Source organism: Neobacillus niacini, from assembly GCF_023715785.1.
In the GTDB taxonomy this organism is placed as follows: Bacteria; Bacillota; Bacilli; order Bacillales; family Cytobacillaceae; genus Neobacillus; species Neobacillus niacini_E.
The window spans coordinates 1-1,150 of record NZ_JAMBOX010000047.1; the positions used below are offsets into that span (position 1 = coordinate 1).

Here is a 1,150-nt window from a genome sequence, read left to right on the forward strand (position 1 = left end):
TCGTCCAATTCTTGTGTGATTGCCCAAATGAAACCCGCTAATTCTCTGGCTACTGCTGTTATGGCCTTACCACTTTCTTTTCCTCTTGATAATAATCGAAAATATTTCTTATGAAGTCGGTTTTGTGCTTTCCAGGATATTGCTAGAATGTTTGGCGGTAACCCATTTTGTCTCTTTTGTAATTCACCTTTAACAGACGGTTGATATCGATAACTCCAGGCTGATTCCACCAATAGACGACGAACATGGCGATTCCCTGTTTTGGTGATCTTTCCTTGTCTTCTACTTTCACCACTCGAATACTCACTCGGTACTAATCCCACATATGCCATAAACTGTCTTGGAGTGGTAAAACGTTTAAAAGAACCTATTTCTGCCGCAATGCTAGTCGCTGTAATCAGCGCTACGCCTCTTAAAGCTTGTAAAGCTTGGATGGTTGAGGCATGAATACTGTCTGTTGCTTGTATTCTGATTTCCTCTTCTAGTCTTATGATTCGTTGTTGTATTTCTTTAATTTGATGATAGTACTCTTGAAATACCACTTGTAGTTTAGAGTTTTCGAACTTTAACGTGTCCAACCATCTGTAATATCTGACGGTCCATTTTTTGCCTTTTGATGGTGGTTGAATATCATAACGCAGTAAAAATTTACTTAACCGGTGCTTAGCTCTTAATTCGTCTTCTACTGCATCTTCTCGACATCTAACAAGATCTCGTAAAGCTTCATCCTCTGGAGTGGGAACGTAAACAGAAGTTAATTCTCCAGCTCGATATAATTGAGCCAGTCGAACGGAATCTCTACGATCCGTTTTAATACGCTCACCAGGTCTTTGAGGAATTAAGGATGGAGCTATCACATTACAGTGAATATTTAGAGTAAGAAGTAATCTGTACAACGCATATCCGGTAGGGCCTGCCTCATAACACACTCGTAAGTTCTCGCTGCTTCCTAGCTTTTTCATCAATTTCGTAACTGCTTCTGGTGTATTCGAAATCATCCCCCAGTATCTAGGCTCATCTCGTCCTTCATCGGCAATCGCAACAGCTATTTTTTCCTTTGATACGTCTAAACCTACATATTTTATGGTATCCTTCATAATAACTAGCTCCTTTCGTATTGCAGCTCTGATTTGGTTTGTTTTTCCAGTAA

Annotated in this window: 1 protein-coding gene; it reads right to left on the bottom strand. The window is 39.8% G+C overall.

Annotated elements, in window-relative coordinates; genetic code table 11:
• On the bottom strand, nucleotides 1-1,097 hold a 1,097-nt coding region (locus tag M3234_RS28675; RefSeq protein ID WP_262307918.1), incomplete at its 3' end, for an IS110 family RNA-guided transposase.
• Nucleotides 1,098-1,150: the final 53 nt, after the last annotated feature.